The organism is Flavobacterium sp. DG2-3 (assembly GCF_030730925.1).
In the GTDB taxonomy this organism is placed as follows: Bacteria; Bacteroidota; Bacteroidia; order Flavobacteriales; family Flavobacteriaceae; genus Flavobacterium.
The window spans coordinates 458610-479883 of the sequence record NZ_JAVAMB010000001.1 but is presented as its reverse complement, the minus strand read 5'-3'; the positions used below and the strand labels follow the sequence as shown (position 1 = coordinate 479883).

Here is a 21274-nt window from a genome sequence, read left to right as displayed (position 1 = left end):
TCTAACGTTTCAAGTTTGATATGCTTTATGTGTTTTACCGCAGAGTTCGCAAAGGTTTTTTCGCAAAGAACGCTAAGTTTTTTTGAGGGTATCATTAAAATGATAAGCTCACAAAGCTTTGCGAACTCAATATATAGATTCTACTTAATCTCGCAATTAAAATATCTTTGCGTCCTTTGCGTTAAAAACAGACAAAGCATATCAAACTTTTATGTCAAGTTTCAGGTTAAAGAGTTGTATAGTCAAATACACATACAGCTTTGCGAACTTCGCCTTCTCAAAAAACACTCAGCGTTCTTTGCGAAAACCCTTTGCGAGCTCTGCGCTATAATACAGACAAAGCATATCAAACATGAAATCTGAAACAAACCAAAAATTTTCGTACTTTTATTCATAACAAACATTAAAACAAATAGTTATGAAAAAATTAACCACAGCATTAGTAATGATAACCATGTGCTTTGCTTCTTGCAAAAAAGAAGTAAAAGACGAAACAGCAACTCCACCAGCAACAGACTCTATTAAAACCGAAGAACCGGTTGCAGAAGCGCCGCTAGATTCTGCTGCACAAATGAAAGCTTGGCAGGAATATGCAACTCCTGGAAATCCGCATAAATTAATGGCCGATGAGGTTGGAACGTGGAATTGCGATATGACTTTTTGGTCAGAACCAAATGGCAAACCAGAAAAAGCAACTTCTACAGCCGACATTAAAATGATTTTAGGCGGACGTTACCAAGAAGCAAATTACAAAGGAACAATGATGGGACAGCCATTTGAAGGAAAAAGCACTTTAGCGTACAATAATGCCAGCAAAGAATACACTACAACCTTTATTGATAATATGGGAACCGGAATGATGGTTGCTGTTGGTAAATATGACGAAGCTACAAAAAGCATGGAGCTAAAAGGAGATATGGTAAACCCAATGAACGGTAAAAAAACACCTTACAGAGAAGTATATACAATTGTAGATGCAAAAACCAGAAAAATGGAAATGTACGATGTCAAAAACGGATCAGAATATAAAAGCATGGAAATTGTTATGACGAAAAAGTAGTTTTTCTAAAAGGGACAAAGTGACAAAGTTGCAAAGGTTTTTTTAAGTTTTGCCACGAAGACACAAAGGCACAAAGGTCTTTTTAAGTTTTTATCACTAAGATAAAAAATGCAAAGGTGCAATTGCGATTGCACCTTTGCATTTTTTTAATAATCTTTGTGCCTTCGCGGCAAAATTTAAAGTAGAATGGAATTAAAATGGAAAATTAAGCCTTTTGAGGCATTAACGGTGTTTGAGTTATATGATGTGCTCAGATTGCGAAGCGAGATCTTTGTAGTAGAGCAAAACTGCGTTTATTTGGATCTTGACGATAAAGACAAGAAAGCATTGCACCTTATTGGTGAATTTGAAGGCAAAATTGTAGCCTATTCAAGATTATTTGATGCGGGAATTAGTTTTGATAATGCTTCTATCGGAAGAGTCACTGTAGATCAAAATTACAGAGATAGAAAATTTGGACATGATTTAATGCGTGAAGCAATTGCCCAAATTAAATCGAATTTTGGAAAAGACAAAATAACCATTGGAGCACAATTGTATCTGAAGAAATTTTACGAAAGCCACGGTTTCGTTCAAACCAGCGAAATGTATTTAGAAGACGATATTCCGCACATAGAAATGATCAGAGAATAAAAGCTTATGACGAAGTCATAGACTCAGCATTATCTCAGGAGCTTAGCAACTCAGCACCTTAGAAGCTCCAAAAAAAAGCTAAATCTTAGTAATTACAAACTCCACCCGCCGATCATAATTATCACCTCGACCTAGCGGATACTTATTGCCGCAGCCGACATAAGTCATGCGGCTTTTGGATATTTTTTTGGACATTAAATAATGAAAAACAGTTTTGGCGCGATTCCACGAAAGTCTTCTTTCTCTAGTGGCCCTGTCAATACCGTCGCTGTAAATTTCGGGCGTGCAACAGACATGACCGCGTATTTCAAAATTTAGATTTCTGTGCTTCTGGAGTGTTAAGGCAATTTTATCGAGTTCTTTTTTAGAAGTGCCAGTAAGTTTTGCACTTCCAATATCAAACAGAATCGATTCCATACAAACCTTATCCCCAACTTTTAGATTGTCTTTAAAAGAAGTATGCATTCCTTTTCCGAAACTATTTTTCTTAACGGCGATCAAGTCAACCCGCCGATTCCGTAGACGCGATTCGTAAAGATTTTCTACCGTATCTGGTTTTACGACAACACGCCCTTTTCCTTCCAAAATGACAATTTTACTCTGATTGAATCCTTTTTTGACCAACAAATTCTGAATTGTATTCGCCCGATTATTAGATAATCTAAAGTTATACTCATCATTTCCGCGATCATCACAATAGCCATAAATCTGTATAGACTCTATTTTTGCAGTGTCTATGTTCTTTATAAAGTTAGAAACCACATTGATTTGCTGGTTGGTCAAATCATATCTGTCAAATTCAAAATAAATCGTTTCAACAGGTTTTTGTTGTGCTTCTACTGTATAAAATGAAAAAAGAATCAAGGCTAGAGTTATCTTCATTCACTACATTTTTAAAATCGTCTTATATTCTGTTTGGTTATTTAATACACTAACTGCTCTTTTAATTTCTGAATTGTTTTTTAAATAATACTGATACAAACCTTCTTGGTATTGATATCTTTTAATCAATTCTTCCAAAATCATGTTTTTGATTTCTTTTTGGTTTTTATCCAGTAAAGTCGTTTCGCTTTTTTCTAAAGCATTCAGTAATTGCTGATATTCGGCATTAATCGTCTCATCAATTTTTTCTTTTTTAGCTGCTGCTAAAGTATTTTTCAAAGCCACTTCTGTTTCGGTATCAAAAGTGATTTTATTCGTTTTTAAATATTGTTTGAAGGCAGCGTAGTCAGCATCAGTCAAAGTTGGAATCTTATCGCCCAGATTTGGATTTTTATAATAGTAAGTTGTTGCATAATCAAAAACTCCATCATTTTTTATCAAAGCCGTTGCTATGGCACTTGTTTTAGCTTCTTCCAGTTCAATATCTGGTAAAACACCTCCACCATCATAAACCGTTCGTCCTTTTCTAGTTTTAAAAGCGTTATAGTTTTTGGCATCTGTTTTCTGAGCCACGCCATTTTTATCTTTGTGCGCATAATCCAAAGCTTGAATGCATCTTCCAGAAGGTGTGTAATATCTCGAAATGGTCACTTTCAATTGTGTTCCGTAAGTAAGATCAACAGAACGTTGTACTAAACCTTTTCCGAAACTTCTGCTTCCTAAAACAACAGCACGATCCAAATCTTGCAACGCACCAGAAACAATTTCTGAAGCCGAAGCACTTCTTCCGTTTACTAAAATCGCTAGCGGAATTTCAGTATCAATCGGTTCTTTTTGCGTTTTATAAGTATTATTGTGTTTTTCAATTCGTGATTTAGTCGTTACAATTACTTCATTCTTTGGAACAAATAAATTACAGATGTCAATAGCTTCGTTTAGCAAACCACCAGGATTTCCTCTCAAATCCAAAACAATTTGTTTCGCACCGTCAGCTTTTAGTTTTTCTAATGCGTCTTTCACTTCGGCAGAAGCTTTTCTGCTAAAATGCGCCAAAACGATATAACCCGTTTTATCATCAATTTTTCCGTAAAAAGGAACTGATTTAATATCCACTTCATCCAAAATCAAAACAGTAGTAAAAGGTTTTCCTTGACGAAGATATTTAATGTTGATTTTTGTGTTTTTAGTTCCCTTCAATAAAGAAGAAGCATCATCTTTAAAATCGGCAATTAAAATGTCTCCAATCTGAATAATTTCGTCACCCGCTTTAAGTCCGGCTTTGTCGGCAGGATAATTTTTATAAGGTTCACGAACAATCAAACGATCTTTTTTTCTAGAAATCAAAGCGCCAATTCCAGTATATTCTCCAGTATTATTGATTTTGAAATTGACAACATCTTGTTCATTAAAGTAAACCGTGTACGGATCCAGACTTCCTAACATGCTCTTGATTGCTTTATCCATCAAGTCTCCGGGGTTGGTATCGTCTACATAATTGGTGTTTACAGCTTTAAACAAAGTCGTAAAAATTTCGATTTGTTTAGCAATTTCAAAAAAGTCTTCTTTAAAACTGGTTCCAACAAACAACATTCCCGCCGCAGCGACTGGTATAATAAATTTCTTTTTGAAATACGGATACATGATTATTCTTTTTTTCTTCTTTTAAATCTTTTTCTAATAAAATAGGCTAATACAATAAATATAATAACAAACGGCCAAATGCTGATCAGGGAAATTAAAAAATCGGATAAACTGAAAAATCCTGATTTTACAGCTGTCCACAGTTTTGAACCGTAAGATATTTTGACACCTTCTTTTTCGGCTACAGTTTTATAAAATTCAATAGTAATTGTACTTTCAGAAACGCGGCTTTCTAAATATTTCAACTGACCTTCTTTGGATTCTATTTCTTCTCTTATAGTCGAAATTTGCTGTTCTATTTCTAAGATCTCACTGACTTTGTTCGCTTTCTTTAAAATTTCAAGATAACGCTCTTCGAGTTTTTTCTTAGTTTTTAATCTTGAAGTCAGATCAATATATTGTTCTGTAACATCTTGAGAAGAGATATTTTTAACTTCAAAATAAGAAATACCTTTAGAGACATCACTTATAAAACGATCGAAATTTTGGCTTGGAACTTTTACTATTAGATTTCTAGAAATAGTTCCATAGTCTTTTCCCTCAGAATCGTTAATGATTCTTGCTTTACTATTGGCAACAGCTTTTTGAATTTGACCAAAAGTGTTTTCCAAATTATCGGTTTCAAATCGTAAAGAGGCTTCCTTTATAATCTTCTGTTCAATTTCTTGCTTAGCTGGTGGAGCGGGCGGAGCTGATTGAACGTCATCTGTATCGTAATTAGGAGCTTCTGCTTTTGCAGGAAGTTTTACTGTCTCAATAGAAATTGCTTGTTCGTTTGCACTTCCAGCTTTGCTACATCCAGAAAGAATTAAAAATAAGAAAGATAAAAAGAAAATATGTCGCATAAAATTTCAATTTAGAGCTAAAACTACGATTTTTTTGCCTAACTTGATTAATAATCTTACGTTTTGAAATTTACGCTTCTGTTTTTGTTTCAGAATCTAACGGTTTGTTGATCTGAGCTGTGAATTTCTCAAACAACTGTATCATTTTGGTGTTGATTTCTTCGTAAGATAAACGGTCTTTGGTTTGATAAAAAAGCATAATCGAATATGGTTGATCCAGATTATCCAAAAGTAAATGTTTGTTTAATCGATAAGTTTCTCGCAAAACCCTTTTGAAGTAATTTCGATCAACTGCTTTTTTGAAATATTTCTTAGAAACCGAAACGCCAATCTTGGTTTGTTCTTCTGAATTTGCTTCCGCTTGACGGTAAACCAAACGAAGCGGATATTTAGATACCGATTTCCCTTCAGAAAATAATAATCCGATGGTGGTTTTGCTTTTTAAACGCTCGTTTTTAGGGTAAGTAAAGTTCATTTAATTCAGAAAAAATTTGCAAATTTTAGTGCAAAGGTACAATTAAACCAGAAAAACGGTTATTGTTTTCAATTTTTATAAGCCTAAAAATATATTTACTACTTTTGCGCATTAATTTTTGAAGCATGGAAAAAATTATTTCTTATCCCATATCGGTAATTTACTATTTATTATTTGGTTTGTGTTTGGTTGTTTTTCACCCAATTCAGTGGATTTGTTTAAATGTTTTTGGTTACCAGGCTCACAAAAAAAGTGTTGATTATTTAAACTTCTGCCTTTTAACCTGCACCAGGCTGGTTGGAACAAGATATACAATTGAAAACGTAGACACAGTTCCGAAAGGAGTGCCAATTATTTTTGTGGCAAACCACCAAAGTATGTACGATATCGTGACAATGATTTGGTACTTTAGACGTTTTCATTGTAAATTTGTAAGTAAGAAGGAGTTAGGAAGCGGAATTCCGAGTGTTTCTTATAATTTGAAACATGGAGGATCTGTCTTAATTGACCGAAAAGACCCTAAACAAGCGATACCAGTTATCAAAGGCTTGTCTGAATATATCGAAAAAAACACAAGATCGGCCGTTATTTTCCCAGAGGGAACAAGAAGTAAAACGGGAGTACCAAAAGAATTTGCGCAAAGCGGTTTAAAAATTTTATGCAAATATGCACCATCTGCATACGTTGTACCCGTAAGTATCAATAATTCTTGGAAAATGGTAAAATTTGGTTTTTTTCCTGTTGGTTTAGGAAATCATCTGAAGTTTACAGCTCATCCAGCTTTGGCTGTTAAAGATTACAAATTTGAAGAGCTGATGGAGATTACTGAAAAAGCAGTTAAAGAAGGAATAAACGAGTATAAATAGATTTTTGCTTTCGCGAAAGCAAAGGTCCCAAATTAGAAAAGAGTAATGTCTATAAAAAACATTAGATTAGAAGTAATGCAGTTTTTGGAAAAAAACGTGGATAGCTTCGTTGAACAGTATTTAATTCCGGTGGAAAAAATTTGGCAGCCGTCTGATTTCTTACCTAATTCTGAAGGAGAAAACTTCTTTGAAGAGGTGAAAGAATTACGCGAGATTGCTAAAGAACTTCCATACGATTTCTGGGTTACGCTTGTAGGTGATACCATCACAGAAGAAGCGTTGCCAACATATGAGTCTTGGTTAATGGATGTAGAAGGTGTAAACCAAGTAGAAAATGGTGGCAATGGCTGGTCGAAATGGATTCGCCAATGGACTGGAGAAGAAAACCGCCACGGAGATCTTTTAAATAAATACTTGTATTTGTCTGGTCGTGTGAATATGCGTGAAATCGAAATGACAACACAGCACTTGATCAACGACGGTTTTGATATTGGAACTGGATCTGACCCGTACAAAAACTTTGTATACACTAGTTTCCAAGAATTAGCAACTTATGTTTCGCACAATAGAGTAGCGCAAATGGCTAAAAAATTTGGCGATAACAAGTTGTCTAAAATGTGTAAAATGATTGCTGGTGATGAAATGCGTCACCACCATGCCTATAGCGAATTTGTAACTAGAATTTTCCAAGTGGATCCTAGTGAAATGATGTTGGCGTTTCAATACATGATGAAACAGAAAATCGTTATGCCAGCTCACTTTTTAAGAGAATCTGGACAAAAAATCAGTACAGCATTCGAACAGTTTTCTGATTCTGCACAGCGTATTGGAGTTTACACGGCAAACGATTATGTTGATATCATGCAGAAATTAATCAACAAATGGGAAATTGATAAAGTAACAAACCTAACGGACGAAGCAGAAAAAGCACGTGATTACTTAATGAAATTACCAGCGCGTATGGCTAAAATTTCTGAGAGAATTGTGATTCCTAAAGAATCTCATATCTTTAAATGGGTTGAGCCTGCGAGACTTTAATTAATTTTAGATTTTAGATTGTTGATTTCAGATTTTTGGAATTTGGAATTTCAGTATTGTGTTTTACAAAGATTGTCCTCCTGAGCGAAGTCGAAGGATCTCATGCTAAATCTACTATACATTGGAATTTGGAATTTAAATTTTGGAATTTTCCCTAAAAGCAACAACGTTGCCTTAGAAAGAATTAAAAACATATTTGTTGATTGTTGAGGTTTTTAAAACTTTGGCAATCAACATTTTTTATAACTGTAAAAACTTCTGTATGAACGCTTCAGAACTGATTATTAAAACCATTGCTTTTGTAAAAGAAAAACTAAACGATGCCGAAGGCGGGCACGATTGGTTTCACATAGAACGCGTTTATAAAAATGCTATTCTGATTGCAAAAGAAACAGAATGTGATCTTACAGTGGTACAATTGGGAGCTTTATTGCATGATATTGCCGATAGTAAATTTCACAACGGAGATGAAACTATCGGACCAAAAACAGCAAGAGCGTTTTTAGAAGCCGAAAATGTTTCTGAGGACATCATTGCCCATGTTGTCAATATAATCGAAAATATCTCTTATAAAGGCGGAAATTTCGAAAGAAAGTTCTCTTCTGTCGAATTGGATGTTGTTCAAGACGCAGATCGTCTAGATGCTACTGGAGCAATCGGTATTGCAAGAGCTTTCAATTACGGCGGATTCAAAAACCGAGCGTTATACAATCCGGAAATTGCGCCTGTAACGAATATGACAAAAGAGGAGTATAAAAAGAACAATGCTCCAACCATTAATCATTTCTACGAAAAGCTTTTACTGCTAAAAGATAAAATGAATACCGAAAAAGGAAAAGAAATCGCTGCAGAAAGACATCGTTTTATGGAAACATTCCTCGCTCAGTTTTATGCCGAGTGGGAAGGACTGAAATAAAGTGATCAGTTTTTAGATTTTAGTATTCAGTCTTTAATGATTATTTTTCATTATTAAATACGTAATAATTGTAGCGCAGAAAAAACCAATCGCAAACCACAATAATCGAGCGACTCTATTGTCTCGTATAATTTCCATTCTATCTTCTTGTGTCATTGTTGATGAATTTTAAAAATCAAAAATAGTTTTAGAAAATATATTAATAAGATACTTTATGTTTTTTAAATGGCATAATAGGACATTTTTAGTATTTAAAACTTAAAAAACTTTTGCTCATTGATTTAGTCAAATAGAAATTCCTCTTTGAATTCGATATTGTGTTTGATTAAAAAATCTCGATATTCTTCTTTAAAACTTTTTTTTCGATGGTGTTCTTCTTGATTTTCAATATAGCGAATAACATTTTCTAATGTTGAATGACTGCAAGAAAAAGCTCCATATCCTTCTTGCCATTGAAATACATATTTTGAATATTGTTTCTCTTTTACAAATGCATTCGAAGATTTTTTTATTTCTCGAATTAAATCTGATAATATGCAAGTTGGTTTCATTCCGAACAAAAAATGAATGTGATCTGATGTTCCATTTATAGCCAACATTTTTTGACCTTTATTTTGGACTATGCCAGTAATATATTTGTATAATTCTTCTTTCCACGATTTTTCAATTAGTGAATCTCTGTTTTTAACTGCAAATACAACATGCACATAAATTTGAGAAAATGTTCCTGCCATTTTTTATTTTTTATTAATTAGTTATAATGTGACCCTTTCAGGGTCAATATGGTAACGTAATTTTTTTTTGCTATAAACATGTAATCCCTTCGGGATTGCCTTGCAAATAAAACAGAAAGGGAGAATTACAAATCAAAACTCAGGAGGAATTATAATAATAAACAATTTCCAAATTCTTAAGACCATGTTTTAAACTCCGAAGGAGTTAAATGTTTATAGAAAAAGAATAATCTCCATGATGCAATGACCCTGAAAGGGTCACACTCACAAAAGATTATCTTTATAAGGTTACCAATTCAAAAATATGAGATTGTAAACATAGAAATACACAACAAAAAACTTTTATATATTAAAAAAGGGTAATTCTAAAAAACATCAAAAACACAAAAGCTTCACAAAGAATTAAAAAATCTCTGTGAAGCTTTTGTGTTTATTTTTAGAATCTCCGTGAAATAAAACCCCTAACTGCAACCGCAATTTCCATCGCCGCAGTCTTTTTTCTTTTTCGATTTAAAGAAATACTTTTTGACTAAAAAAGCGACGGCCAATCCTAATATTGTAAAGGCAATTATCTCTTGAATCATGACTTTTTATTTTAATAGTTGATAAGCGATTAAAGCAGTAAAATAAGCTAATCCGCTCATGAAAACTAACTGCATTGCAGGCCATTTCCACGAATTGGTTTCTTTTTTTGTAATCGCTAATGTACTGGCGCACTGCATGGCAAAAGCATAAAATAAAAGTAAAGAAATTCCCGTTGCAAAGTCAAATACTTTCTTGCCAGTATCTGGACGGACTTCTGCCTGCATTTTGCTTTTTATGGTCGATTCGTTGTCGGTATCTCCAACGCTGTAAATGGTTGCCAATGTTCCAACAAAAACTTCACGCGCTGCAAACGAACTGATTAAGGCAATTCCGATTTTCCAGTCATAACCTAAGGGCTGAATTGCTGGCTCGATTGCGCGTCCCATTAAACCGATATAAGAGTTCTCAAGTTTTTGTGAATTAACTTCATTTTCAAACTGCGTTTCATCCAAAGTGGTATTGGCAAATCTTTCTTTTACGATAGTTTCAGCATCATTAAATTCTTTTCCAGGCCCGTACGAAGCCAAAAACCATAAGATAATAGAAATTGCTAAAATGATTTTACCTGCTCCAACAATAAATGCTTTTGTTTTTTCTACCACATTAATACCAACATTTTTAAGAAGAGGCATTTTGTAGCTTGGCATTTCAACAACGAAATACGTTTTTGATTCGAGTTTTAAAACCTTATTTAAAATATATGCCGATAATATTGCAGCAAAAAATCCTAAAACATAAAGCGCCATTAGTGTTAGTCCTTGAACATTTAGAAAACCAAAAATACGTTTGCTCGGAATTACCAATGAAATAATAATCGCATAAACGGGTAACCTTGCTGAACAAGTTGTAAATGGCGTTACTAAAATCGTGATCAAACGTTCTTTCCAGTTTTCAATATTTCTGGTTGCCATAATTGCCGGAATCGCACACGCAGTTCCTGAAATCAAAGGCACGACACTTTTTCCTGAAAGCCCAAACTTACGCATGATTTTATCCATTAAGAATACCACACGGCTCATATAACCGCTTTCCTCCAAAATGGAAATAAATAAAAACAAGAAAGCAATCTGCGGAATGAAAATAATAACACCGCCAATACCCGGAATAATTCCCTGCGAAAGTAAATCGGTTAAAATACCGCTTGGCAATTCTGCTGCAACCCAGCTGCTCAAAGAAGCAAATGTGGTGTCAATGAAATCCATCGGAATCGTTGACCAGCTGAAAATCGATTGGAAAATCAAAAATAAAATGGCAAAAAAGATGAAATAACCCCAAACTTTATGCGTTAAAACGCGGTCTAATTTAGCGCGAATATCTTTTGCCATTGAAGCATCGACTTTTAAACCTTCTTTTAAAACATCATTAATAAACTGATATCTTTTGATGGTTTCTTTCTGCTGCAAACGCTTTAATTCTGAATGCGATTTGGTAAAAGTGCTGCGAACTTCATTTCGGTCTAAATTCGAGAAATTGACATCTTGCGTAATTACCAGCCACAATTTGTACATTAACTGATTTGGAAAAGCATGTTGCAGCTTTTCAAAATATTCAGGATCAATTACAGAAGCGTTTAAACATGGTTCGTGCGTGATGTTTTTATAAGAAACAATTAATTCTTTCAATTCATCGATTCCTAAACCTTTGCGCGAACTAACTAAAGCAATCTTTGTTTTTAATTTTTCTTCTAAATAGGGAATATCCAAAGAAATTCCTTTACGCTCCATACGATCTGACATATTGATGACCAAAATCGTCGGAATTTCAAGATCTTTAATCTGTGTGTAAATCAGTAAATTTCGTTTTAGATTTTCGACATCTGTCACCACTACTGCTACATCTGGATACAATTTGTCGTTTTTATTCAGTAAAAGTTCAATTACCACACTTTCGTCCATAGAACTTGCGTTCAAACTGTACGTTCCTGGTAAATCTAGAATATTTGCTTTTACATTATTTGGTAATTTGCAGAAACCGATTTTTTTCTCAACCGTAATTCCGGGATAATTCCCGACTTGCTGATTAAGACCTGTTAACTGATTAAAAACAGAAGTTTTTCCGGTATTTGGGTTTCCGATAAGGGCAACATTGATATTCTGAACGCTCATTACAAATTGGTTTTGATAAGTTCAACTTCAATTTCACGAGCGGTTTCAATACGGATTGCAACATGAGAACCGTTTATATCCAAATATAAAGGATCACCAAAAGGAGCAACCTGCAGTAATTCAACTAAGCTGCCAGGCAGACAACCCATTTCTAATAATTTAAGTGGAATAAGATCGATATCAAAATCTTTGATAATGGCTTTTTCGCCTTTTTTCAGAGTGTGTATTGTATTTTGCAAGCTTATTTAGATTGAATTTAGATTGCAAAAGTAGGCAATTATTCTTTATTTCAAGGCATTTAACACTTCCACAAATGCTAAATGTTTCTAAAAATAAGGGATTTTTACTCGTTTGAGAGAAATTCGATGTCTTCTAAAAGTCGTTTTACATCTTCTTTATTTGTTCCGTCATAAAAACCTCTAACACGACGTTTTTGATCGACCAAAACAAAATTTTCTGTATGCACCATATCATAAAGCTGATCTGGTCTTCCTAGTTTGACAGCTAAATACGATTTTCTAGCCATGGTGTAAATCTCTTTTTTGTCTCCCGTAACCAAATTCCATTTGCTGTCTACAACGCCGTATTTTATAGCGTAAGCTTTTAAAACCGAAACACTATCTACTTCTGGAAATACAGTATGAGAAAGCAGCATTACTTTCGGATTATTTAAAACTGCTTTTTGAACATCAACCAAATTGGTTGACATTTTTGGGCAGATTGATCCGCAGGTGGTAAAGAAGAAATCGGCAACATAAATTTTTCCTTCATAGTTTTTCTGGGTAATAGTATCGCCATTTTGGTTAACGAAAGAAAAATCGGCAATTGTGTGGTATTTACTTTTATATTGAATTGTACTGTCTACCATTTCAGGATTTACATCAGCGGGATTGTAAATTGGAAGTGTCTTTTTTGGTTTTAAAGCAGAATAAAACAAAGATATCGTAACAACCGAAAACACTATTAGAACAATAAAGAATTTGCGGTATTTATATAAAAGCGATTTCATAAAAATAATTTGGCGCAAAAATACAAAAAGCAGGTTTTAAAAGCTTTACTGAAATATTTTTTTAACAGGCTTTTGTAACATTTACTAGGCAGTTATAGACAAATACCTCAAGTGTAAAATTTTGATCTGTGAAATTTATTCGCTTTTTGAGTTCTCCAGTTAGAATTTTAACACAATTTTTGAAATAATAACAATATGTTTGTATTTTCCCTTAAACTATAATTTTTTATGAAAAAACAATTTGCTAAACCTGTGTTTGGTGTGATATCTGCAATGTTTGCAATTACTGCAGCCCAAGCTCAAAATGCCCCAAAGGAACCAGGTATCAACGTTTCGTATATGGATACGAAGATTAGCCCAAGTCAGGATTTTTTCAAATATGTAAATGGAACTTGGCTAGAAAAAACAGAAATTCCGAGTGATCGTACGACATGGGGAAGTTTTAATGAACTGATTAAGAAAACTGACAAAGATGTTACGGCAGTTTTGCAAGAAGCTTCAAAAAATCCGAAGTACAAATCGAATACCGATCAAGGAAAAGCTATTAATCTGTACAATACGTACTTAGATTCTATTGGAAGAAATAAAAAAGGAATCGAGCCATTAAAACCTTATTTGAAAAAAATCGATGCAATCAAAAGTGTTGCTGATCTTCAGAAATATTTGGTTGAAATGGAAAAAGAAGGAAATGCTGGCTTTTTCGGAATTTACATTGGAGCTGATGATAAAGACAGTTCTAAAAACTCTGTAAATATCGGCCCAAGCCAATTAGGACTTCCTGATAAAGACTATTATACTTCTGACGATAAAGATTCTAAAGATAAACGTGCAAAATACGAATTGCATGTTGCGAGAATGCTTCAATTCATTGGAGAATCTCCAGAAAAAGCGAAACAAAGCGCTGCTGAAATTTTAGCTCTTGAAACAGAATTGTCTAAACCAAGGTTTAATAGAGTTGAAAGAAGAGACAGTCGTTTGCAATATAACCCAATGACAATCGCTGAACTTCAAAAATTAACTCCAGCCATTAAATGGAATGAATATTTTGCAGGTTTAGGAATTACTAAATTAGAGACTGTAATTGTTTCTGAGCCTAAATACATGACGGCTTTAGAAACCGTTTTCAAAGAAAACAAAGTGGCACAATGGAAAGAATATTTAAAATGGGATCTATTAAACAATGCTGCAACTAAATTGACCACAGCAATTGATGATGCTAATTTCGATTTCTACAGCAAAACATTAAGAGGGGCAGTTAAACAGCTTCCTGCAGATGAAAGAGCACTTGGTGTTGTAAACCGTAGTGTTGGAGAAGCGCTTGGTAAATTGTATGTGGAGAAAGTTTTTCCTGCTGAAGCAAAAACCAAAGCTCTTGATATGATCCATAATGTTATTACGGCGTACCAAAACCGTATTAACAATTTAACTTGGATGTCTAAAGACACAAAAGTAAAAGCAATTGAAAAACTGAATAAGATTACCATAAAAGTTGGATATCCAGATAAGTGGAAAGATTATTCAGCTTTAACGATAAAAAGCATTGCCGAAGGAGGAACGTACTTTGATAATAGTAAGAACGTTGCAACATGGAATTTCCAAAAAGGTATTGAAAAACTAAACAAACCAGTTGATAAAACAGAGTGGCATATGTCTCCGCAAACGGTAAATGCATATTACAATCCGTCTTATAACGAAATTGTATTTCCAGCTGCTATTTTACAGCCGCCTTTCTATAATTACCAAGCTGACGAAGCAGTTAATTATGGTGGAATTGGTGCTGTAATCGGACATGAGATTTCGCACGGATTTGATGATTCTGGAGCACGCTACAATGCAGAAGGAAACTTAGTAGACTGGTGGACAGAAGAAGATTTGAAACAATTTACTGCTCTTGGAACAGATTTAGCTAATCAATACAGTGCTCTTGAGCCTCTTCCTGGAATTCACGTAGACGGTCATTTTACTTTAGGTGAGAACATCGGAGATTTAGGCGGAATCAATGCTGCTTATGATGGATTGCAATTGTATTTGAAAGCACATGGAAATCCAGGTTTAATCGACGGATTTACACCAGAACAGCGTTTCTTTATTTCTTGGGCTACGGTTTGGAGAACAAAAACTAGAGACGAAGCAATCAAAAATCAAGTAAAAACAGATCCACACTCGCCTGGAATGTACAGAGCTTATGTGCCAATTCAGAATGTGGATGCTTTCTACAAAGCTTTCGATATTAAGAAAGGGGATAAAATGTATGTTGAGCCAGAAAAACGAGTTAAAATCTGGTAATCAAAATGATATAATGCTAAAAACGGCGCTTGATAAAAGCGCCGTTTTTTTATGGAATAAAAGTCAATTATTTTAAATGACTGTAAATATAGGTTTCAATTGCTTTTAATTCTTTATCAGACATAGACTGAGTAATCGCAAAATTGGTTTTCATAACCTCAAATTGACTCGGATCTACAATTGGTTCTGCGTTTCCTTTTAAGAAAGTAACCATATCACCATTTTTGTCTTTGTAGATTTTGGCAATTTCTTTAATGCTTGGTCCAATTACCTTTTGATCTGGCTGATGGCAAGCGGTGCAATTTCCTCTTCCTTCAAAGATTTCTTTTCCTAATTCTTCAGGAGTTTGGGCTTTCGCCGATTCTCCTTCAGCAACAGATTCGGTTGTCGAATTGGTGTTTTCTGAACCTTCTTTTTTACAGGAAGCAAACGCCAGAACAGCAGATAAAAACAATACTTTTTTCATTATTTATTGTTTAAAAGTATCGCTGCTTCTTTAGCAAAATAAGTTGAAATTAAACTTGCACCTGCACGTTTGATGCACATTAGTTGCTCCATCATAATTTTATCATTATCCAGCCATCCTCTTTCTGCAGCAGCTTTGATCATGGCATATTCACCAGAAACGTGATAAACCGTTACGGGAACATTTACGGCATTTTTAACTTCGCGAACAATATCCAAATAAGCAATTCCAGGTTTTACCATCACCATATCGGCACCTTCTTCAACATCGTACAGAGCTTCTTTGATGGCTTCGATACGGTTGGCATAATCCATTTGGTATGTTTTTTTATCTTTCGGAACCACAACATCAGCTTCTCTTGGAGCAGAATCTAAAGCGTCTCTAAAAGGCCCGTAAAAAGCAGAAGCATATTTAGCAGAATAACTCATAATACCAACATTCTGAAATCCAGCCGCATCAAGACCTTCGCGAAGGCGTAACACTCTTCCGTCCATCATATCGCTTGGCGCAACAAAATCGGCTCCAGCTTCGGCGTGCGAAACGGCCATTTTTACTAAAGCTTCAACGGTACTGTCATTTTCAACATCGCCATCTTTTATGATTCCGTCGTGACCGTAAATTGAATACGGATCTAAAGCAACGTCTGGCATTACAATCATTTCTGGACAAGCCGCTTTAATTGCTCGAATTGCTTGTTGCATCAAACCGTCTTTGTTCCAAGCTTCTTTTCCGGTATTGTCTTTTAAATTTTCGCTGACTTTTACATAAATGTTGACAGCGCGAATTCCCAAAGCATAGATTTCTTTTACTTCTTCAACCGTTAAATCAATAGATCTGCGAAAAATTCCTGGCATTGACGGAATTTCAGCTTTATAATTTTCGCCTTCTGCAATAAACATCGGGAACATAAAATCGGATGGACTTAAACTGGTTTCGCGAACTAAAGAACGAATAGATTCATTTACTCTTAATCTTCTGCCTCTGTGTAATGGGAACATATAAATTTAGATTTTAGATTTTAGATTTTAGATTTCTGTTGAAATAGTAATTTCTAAAACTGTTATTGTTTTGTTTTTTTGAAGAATAACTGTCTTTAAAACAGCGTTGCAAAGTTAAGCAAAAAGGAACAAAACTAGACTTTTAGCCTTTTGCAGAAACCGTTAATATTATCTAAAAATTTCTGACATTTTTGAGCTAAATTTGTAAAATGAAGAAAATTCTCATTTTATGCTGTTGCCTGTTATTGACAAGCTGTTTTGAAATAACAGAAAGAATCAAACACCATGACGATCAAAGTGGCGAATATACTCTTATGATCGACTTTTCACGATCTTGGTTTAAGACTAAATCGGCTATATTTCTAGAAGAAGTGGACGGCGTTAAGATTCCGAACGAACAGGAAATTACCGCCAAGCTTACTGATTTTAAAGAAAAAGCCTTGAAGATTGATGGAATCTCAAACGTAACGACAAAAACTGATTTTCAAAATTACGTTTTCATTATCAAACTCAATTATGCCAATTTAAAAGCTTTAAATGCCGTTGTCAATACGATAAACAATCAGCGCGATCAGATTCACTTTAGCGGAAGCGGCAAAACTTTCGAAAGAATTGCGTCATATCCAGTTCCAGAAAAAGTGGTAAACGACCCAAAGAAAAAGAAAGATCTTGAAGAAGCCAGCATTACTTCGATTTATACTTTTGATAAAGATATTACTGCTGTAGATAATCCGAACAGTAAAATATCAAAAAATAAGAAAACGGTTTTTTTGAAGCAAAGTATGTACAGCGTATTTAAAAAATCGACCTTAATGAATAATACAATCCAATTAACGCCATAATTATGAAGCATTTTTACACCTTAATTTTCCTATTCGCCACGTATTTTTCTTTTGGACAAGCTGTTCCAGATAAATACGATTATTTTGTGCAGTTTAACGGAAACCAGCTTTCTAAAAAAGTAAGACTTGACGAAGTTTTAAGTCATCCGATTATTACAAAATATACTAGCAAAAAACCTGATTTTGATCTTCGCCAATATACTTCAATTATAAAATTGGACGATAAAATTACGGTTCATGGCAATTTCTTAGATTCTGTTCCTTTTTATCAGGTAACAATTCCAGTTAGAAGTAAAGAAGCGGTTAGGCAATATTTGATTGAAAAACAAGGAGCGAATGATAAAAACGGTGCAATTGAAGATTTCGGAAAATATGCGGTTTTTACACCAAGCGGAGTAAAAAGATCATTTGTTTGGAATGATACTCATTTGGTCATAATCGAATTAACCAAAAGACTTCCGTCTAAATTTTATGATGCAGCAGAAACTGCTGTAGCAATGGATTCAGTTGCTGTGGCGGAACCTTATGAACAAGCGGTAGTTGTAGAAGCTCCTTCGGTTTATGATGTCCCAAATATGGAAAATCCGCCAAAAATTGCTGAACCACAATATAATGATGCTGTAATAATTGAAGAACCTGCTACGGCCGAAACAGATTCTTTGTATGACGGAAATCCGTATGAAGAATATACCGCAGAACAAGCGGAATTTGATAAAAACTTAGCTGAGAAACAGCGCAAAATTATAAAGGCATTATTCGAAAACGGATTTACTCCGCCAAGTTCTGCCAAAATAAATATTGCGGCAGATATTTCTTCTTGGGTAAATTATGGCGGATTTATTTCGAGTTTTTATTCGCTTTATAATTATCCACTTTCCTTATTTGGCGGTTATGACAAATATTTGCCAATGCAGAATAACTTTGGAAATTTTATAAAAGGCATCAATTTGGATTTTTATTTTGATAATGATAATGCCCGAATTGAAGAAGTGGTAGAATATTCTGCGCAGATTGCCGATGTTGTGAGCAAAATTAGTAATCGAAAAATCAACAAAAATATTTATAACTATTTCCCAGCAGAAAAGCCTTTAGGATATATTTCGTATCATGCCAATACAAAAGCGGTGCTTGAAAACTTCCCATCATTAATGACAGAATTATTTCAAAATCCGAAAATGAGCAAAGAAGATATCAGCATCGTGACAGATTTAATATCGACAATTGTCGATGAAGAAGCTACGGCAAAGCTTTTTGATGGCGATTTGAGTGCTTTTTTATATGATGTGAAAGAAGTTGAGGTAATGACCAAGCAATATGGATATGATGAGAATTATGAAGAGAAAATAACGGAAGAGAAAGTGAAAAAAGAAATTCCGCTATTTGGTTTCGTTTTTACTTCGACACATCCAACTTTTGGAGATAAATTATTGCAGTTGGGTGTTCGTAAAAAAGTATTGGTTCAAAATGGAAATGTTTATACAATTGCAGGAACTCAGGAATACGATAATATATTTATTATAAAAGACAAAGACGTAGTTATTGTTGCCAACACAAAAGATTACTTTGGTACAGGAAAAGGATCTTTTGCGAAAGACACAAAGAAAGATTTGAGTAAAAACTACATTTCTGGAAAGCTGGATATTGCACAAACAGTGAAAACATTTGGTAAAAAAGCCAAAGATTCTGAATTGGATCGAATGGCAAAAATTGCAGCTCAATTTTCAGATGTTTCTATTGAATCGCCTAAAAAGCTAATTGATAATAAATTGAAGTTCGTTTTTAAACTAAACTCTTTTAAGTCGGACAAAAACATCATTTTGCAGACATTAGATTTAGCCGACGAAATGACTACGAAATAATCTAAAAAACGAAAACCCTGAAACGGATTGTCTCAGGGTTTTTTTATGATTTTACTGAATCGAAGCTTCGTAAATTTCCTTAATAGAGCTTTCTAATCGAGCGTTAAATTCCGAATCGAGTTGCTGAGCGGTAAGTCCTTCAGACAAAGCTCTAGAGAAACTCGCAATCAATCCGTGATTTTCAGCCAGTTTATTATTGGCTTCTTCGCGAGAATATCCGCCCGAAAGCGCCACAACACGCACCACGTGAGGATCTTTCATTAAATCGCTATAAAAATTATTTACTGTTGGAATAGAAAGTTTCAATATTACTTTTACATTTTCATCCAATAAATTAAGCTGTTTTTGGATTTCGGCTTTCAGTATTTCTTCAGATTTTTGTTTGTCAGGACTGTAAATATCAATTTCAGGCTCAATTATCGGAACTAATCCTTTTTGGAAAATTTGCAAGCCAACTGCAAATTGCTGTCCGACAACTTCCTGAATTCCGATTGCATTTGCCTCTTTAATTACAGAACGCATTTTGGTGCCAAAGATTTTTCGCTCCACAGCACGATCCAATAATTCGTTTAGATTCTCAATAGGTTTCATCAATTGTACACCGTTCGCAAGATCGGTAAGACCTTTGTCAACTTTTAGAAACGGTATAATGTGTTTTTTCTCCCAAAGATATTCAGCCGTCCATTGTCCGTCGATTTTGCGGTCCATAGTGTTTTCAAACAAAATAGCACCTAGAATATACTTACTGTCAAAAGCTGGACTTTTTATAATTCGGGTTCGCATTTCATGTACAAGCGTGTACATTTCTTCTTCATTTTTATACTGGTTTTCTTGAACGCCATATTGCGATAATGCCTTTGGTGTACTGCCACCGCTTTGGTCTAATGCTGCAATGAATCCTTTTCCAGAATGCATGAGATTTAATTGTTCTATATTTTTCATAATAATGAATTTTAGTTTTTTCTAAATCTCTCTAAATTAAGAATTTTTTCGCGCCTAATTCTTAATGAACTGTAAAATTTCTTACAATCCCATTTTCTCATTGACTTTGTCATAAACTTCTTTTACCTTTTTTGGAGGATCAAATCGGTAACCAACAGAAAGTTTAACGGTAGCAATATTATCATTTAACCTCGGATCAACTTTGTCGTCTTGGGCAAAACTTACCGTATTCAAACTTGCAAAACCAAAGAAACGATCGTTGTTATAAGCCAGTTTTAAATTAAAATCGGCTTGGTACAAAGCTGAGGTGTCTCCGTCAATGTCGTTAACTCCTGCGCCTAAAGCTAATCCCGCACCGATTAAAACCCGATCGCTAATTACAAAATTGTAGTAATAAGCAGGAGCAAGGGTAAAGACATACAAATCGCCAGGTGACGAATCGGGAGTGTTTAAATCCAGATTGGTATAATAAAAAGAGAAGGACGGAATAAAACTTCCTGAACTTTTAGTCTGCCATTCGTTTTGGCTCGTCAGGGTTTTAAAAGAAAATTTATCATTGAAAATATAAGAAGTCGATCCTCCGATTTTGGTGGTTCGCATGTTTGGCAACTGAGCCGTTATATTATCATCACTAATATAAAATCCTTTTTGATTGATAAAAGTAAAGGACTGCATCCATTTTTTGTAATAAAAACGAGTATGAAAATTGAAGTTCTTAGATTTTGAATCGCCCGTATTGCCGCTCAGGAATTTAGGCGCAAAACCAATCGAAATGTCAATAATTCTGTAGCTTAAGCTAAAACCAATCTGTTCGCGGCGATTCGGAATAAGATCAACATAGAATTTTGGTTCCTCAATATCTGAGGTAATCTGAAAGCTATTCGAGGTGTCTAAATAATAAACACTGGCCGTAATTTTGTCATTGTACGATTTAAAATACCGATTTTGTATAGTGTCGTTCTGAGCGAAACAGCCAAAAATGCTGGCGAAAAAGAGTATGTAAATTGGTTTTAAATTCATAGAGACATAGTTTTTAGAAGCCTGTAAAGGCATTTCACTTGTAATAAATCACATAAGCTATGTGAAAATCAT

The 21274-nt window shown here is 34.4% G+C and carries 22 protein-coding genes; 8 read left to right on the top strand and 14 right to left on the bottom strand.

The genetic code is table 11. From position 1 onward, the window contains the following. Nucleotides 1–418: 418 nt before the first annotated feature. Nucleotides 419–1060, top strand: a complete 642-nt coding sequence (locus Q9Q97_RS02085) for a DUF1579 domain-containing protein (RefSeq protein WP_306153945.1) — start codon at nucleotides 419–421, stop codon at nucleotides 1058–1060. A gap of 186 nt (nucleotides 1061–1246) precedes the next feature. Beyond that, nucleotides 1247–1693, top strand: a complete 447-nt coding sequence (locus Q9Q97_RS02080) for a GNAT family N-acetyltransferase (RefSeq protein WP_306153943.1) — start codon at nucleotides 1247–1249, stop codon at nucleotides 1691–1693. Nucleotides 1694–1771: 78 nt separating this feature from the next. Here Q9Q97_RS02080 and Q9Q97_RS02075 read toward each other — a convergent pair whose 3' ends face one another. The 4 genes from Q9Q97_RS02075 to rnpA all read right to left on the bottom strand — a co-directional run bounded on the left by Q9Q97_RS02075 (nucleotide 1772) and on the right by rnpA (nucleotide 5536). Beyond that, nucleotides 1772–2575: an OmpA family protein gene (locus tag Q9Q97_RS02075; protein WP_306153941.1), complete on the bottom strand. Its 804-nt coding sequence runs from the start codon at nucleotides 2573–2575 to the stop codon at nucleotides 1772–1774. Nucleotides 2576–2578: 3 nt separating this feature from the next. Beyond that, nucleotides 2579–4216, bottom strand: a complete 1638-nt coding sequence (locus Q9Q97_RS02070; RefSeq protein ID WP_306153939.1) for a S41 family peptidase — start codon at nucleotides 4214–4216, stop codon at nucleotides 2579–2581. 2 nt (nucleotides 4217–4218) lie between these two features. After that, entirely contained in the window at nucleotides 4219–5061 is an 843-nt protein-coding gene (locus tag Q9Q97_RS02065; RefSeq protein ID WP_306153937.1) for a DUF4349 domain-containing protein, read from the bottom strand. 70 nt (nucleotides 5062–5131) lie between these two features. After that, nucleotides 5132–5536 (bottom strand): ribonuclease P protein component, encoded by a 405-nt coding sequence (rnpA, locus tag Q9Q97_RS02060; RefSeq protein WP_306153935.1) that lies wholly within the window; start codon nucleotides 5534–5536, stop codon nucleotides 5132–5134. 125 nt (nucleotides 5537–5661) lie between these two features. Between rnpA and Q9Q97_RS02055 the strand changes: the two genes are divergently transcribed. The 3 genes from Q9Q97_RS02055 to Q9Q97_RS02045 all read left to right on the top strand — a co-directional run bounded on the left by Q9Q97_RS02055 (nucleotide 5662) and on the right by Q9Q97_RS02045 (nucleotide 8356). After that, complete coding sequence (locus Q9Q97_RS02055) at nucleotides 5662–6402, top strand: 1-acyl-sn-glycerol-3-phosphate acyltransferase (protein WP_306153933.1); 741 nt, start codon at nucleotides 5662–5664, stop codon at nucleotides 6400–6402. A gap of 45 nt (nucleotides 6403–6447) precedes the next feature. Further along, a complete protein-coding gene (locus Q9Q97_RS02050) occupies nucleotides 6448–7440 on the top strand; it encodes an acyl-ACP desaturase (protein WP_306153931.1) in 993 nt (330 codons plus the stop codon). Nucleotides 7441–7702: 262 nt separating this feature from the next. Further along, nucleotides 7703–8356 carry an HD domain-containing protein gene (locus tag Q9Q97_RS02045; RefSeq protein ID WP_306153929.1) on the top strand — a complete coding sequence of 218 codons (654 nt, stop codon included), beginning with the start codon at nucleotides 7703–7705 and terminating at the stop codon, nucleotides 8354–8356. 33 nt (nucleotides 8357–8389) lie between these two features. On the opposite strand, the gene Q9Q97_RS02040 is transcribed toward Q9Q97_RS02045, so the two are convergent. From Q9Q97_RS02040 to Q9Q97_RS02015, 6 genes are all read right to left on the bottom strand, one after another. After that, nucleotides 8390–8512, bottom strand: coding sequence for a hypothetical protein (locus Q9Q97_RS02040; RefSeq protein ID WP_262699312.1), 123 nt, complete (start codon nucleotides 8510–8512; stop codon nucleotides 8390–8392). A gap of 125 nt (nucleotides 8513–8637) precedes the next feature. After that, nucleotides 8638–9090: an IS200/IS605 family transposase gene (gene tnpA, locus Q9Q97_RS02035; protein WP_306153927.1), complete on the bottom strand. Its 453-nt coding sequence runs from the start codon at nucleotides 9088–9090 to the stop codon at nucleotides 8638–8640. A 461-nt stretch (nucleotides 9091–9551) separates the two neighbouring features. Further along, nucleotides 9552–9674, bottom strand: coding sequence for a FeoB-associated Cys-rich membrane protein (locus Q9Q97_RS02030; RefSeq protein WP_306153926.1), 123 nt, complete (start codon nucleotides 9672–9674; stop codon nucleotides 9552–9554). A gap of 6 nt (nucleotides 9675–9680) precedes the next feature. After that, a complete protein-coding gene (feoB, locus tag Q9Q97_RS02025) occupies nucleotides 9681–11780 on the bottom strand; it encodes a ferrous iron transport protein B (RefSeq protein WP_306153924.1) in 2100 nt (699 codons plus the stop codon). Further along, nucleotides 11780–12019, bottom strand: a complete 240-nt coding sequence (locus Q9Q97_RS02020) for a FeoA family protein (protein WP_008465698.1) — start codon at nucleotides 12017–12019, stop codon at nucleotides 11780–11782. Before Q9Q97_RS02020 ends, feoB begins: the two co-directional genes overlap by 1 nt. Before the next feature lie 104 nt (nucleotides 12020–12123). After that, nucleotides 12124–12789, bottom strand: a complete 666-nt coding sequence (locus Q9Q97_RS02015) for an SCO family protein (RefSeq protein WP_306153920.1) — start codon at nucleotides 12787–12789, stop codon at nucleotides 12124–12126. Nucleotides 12790–13017: 228 nt separating this feature from the next. Between Q9Q97_RS02015 and Q9Q97_RS02010 the strand changes: the two genes are divergently transcribed. After that, nucleotides 13018–15075 carry a M13 family metallopeptidase gene (locus tag Q9Q97_RS02010; RefSeq protein ID WP_306153918.1) on the top strand — a complete coding sequence of 686 codons (2058 nt, stop codon included), beginning with the start codon at nucleotides 13018–13020 and terminating at the stop codon, nucleotides 15073–15075. 67 nt (nucleotides 15076–15142) lie between these two features. Here Q9Q97_RS02010 and Q9Q97_RS02005 read toward each other — a convergent pair whose 3' ends face one another. Then, nucleotides 15143–15541: a c-type cytochrome gene (locus Q9Q97_RS02005; RefSeq protein WP_306153917.1), complete on the bottom strand. Its 399-nt coding sequence runs from the start codon at nucleotides 15539–15541 to the stop codon at nucleotides 15143–15145. Further along, the gene (hemB, locus tag Q9Q97_RS02000) at nucleotides 15541–16539 is read right to left on the bottom strand and encodes a porphobilinogen synthase (protein WP_306153916.1); all 999 of its coding nucleotides are present in this window, start codon (nucleotides 16537–16539) and stop codon (nucleotides 15541–15543) included. The genes Q9Q97_RS02005 and hemB overlap by 1 nt, the downstream gene beginning before the upstream one ends. A 209-nt stretch (nucleotides 16540–16748) precedes the next feature. Between hemB and Q9Q97_RS01995 the strand changes: the two genes are divergently transcribed. Beyond that, a complete protein-coding gene (locus tag Q9Q97_RS01995) occupies nucleotides 16749–17381 on the top strand; it encodes a hypothetical protein (RefSeq protein ID WP_306153915.1) in 633 nt (210 codons plus the stop codon). Nucleotides 17382–17383: 2 nt separating this feature from the next. Then, the gene (locus Q9Q97_RS01990; protein ID WP_306153914.1) at nucleotides 17384–19240 is read left to right on the top strand and encodes a hypothetical protein; all 1857 of its coding nucleotides are present in this window, start codon (nucleotides 17384–17386) and stop codon (nucleotides 19238–19240) included. Nucleotides 19241–19291: 51 nt separating this feature from the next. Here Q9Q97_RS01990 and Q9Q97_RS01985 read toward each other — a convergent pair whose 3' ends face one another. Then, nucleotides 19292–20182, bottom strand: coding sequence for a fructose bisphosphate aldolase (locus tag Q9Q97_RS01985; protein ID WP_306153913.1), 891 nt, complete (start codon nucleotides 20180–20182; stop codon nucleotides 19292–19294). 81 nt (nucleotides 20183–20263) lie between these two features. Continuing rightward, nucleotides 20264–21202 carry a DUF4421 family protein gene (locus tag Q9Q97_RS01980; protein WP_306153912.1) on the bottom strand — a complete coding sequence of 313 codons (939 nt, stop codon included), beginning with the start codon at nucleotides 21200–21202 and terminating at the stop codon, nucleotides 20264–20266. Nucleotides 21203–21274: the final 72 nt, after the last annotated feature.